This is a genomic window from Mesorhizobium sp. M00.F.Ca.ET.216.01.1.1, from assembly GCF_004010325.2.
Lineage (GTDB): Bacteria > Pseudomonadota > Alphaproteobacteria > Rhizobiales > Rhizobiaceae > Mesorhizobium.
In genome coordinates, this window is sequence record NZ_SADR02000254.1 from 1 (window position 1) to 364 (window position 364).

Annotated in this window: 1 protein-coding gene; it reads right to left on the bottom strand. The window is 61.3% G+C overall.

The annotated features are described in order from the left end of the window. On the bottom strand, positions 1–352 hold a 352-nt coding region (locus tag EN859_RS35985), incomplete at its 3' end, for an MFS transporter (protein ID WP_245525885.1). Positions 353–364 lie beyond the last annotated feature (12 nt).

The following is a 364-nucleotide window of genomic DNA, read 5'->3' on the forward strand; positions in this document are numbered from 1 at the left end:
GCTGACGGCGGATGACTTCCAGCATCGGCATCTTTTCGATTTTGCGCTCTGCCAGAAGCTTCGCGAAGATAGGCGTCTCAAGAATGTTCAGTCGAATATAAAGGCCTATTCCCACCAGCACGATGCTAAGGAAGAACGGCACGCGCCAACCCCAAGAGAGAAACGCGTCGCCGGAAATGGCGCTCATGGCCAGCACCGCGAGGTTGGCGAGGAACAGCCCGGCGGGCACACCGAACTGCGGCCACGACGCAACGAAGCCGCGGTGCGCGTTGGTGCGGGCCCATTCCATCGACATCAGCACCGAGCCGCCCCACTCGCCCCCCACCCCCACGCCCTGAATGAAGCGCAACAACGTGAGTATCAC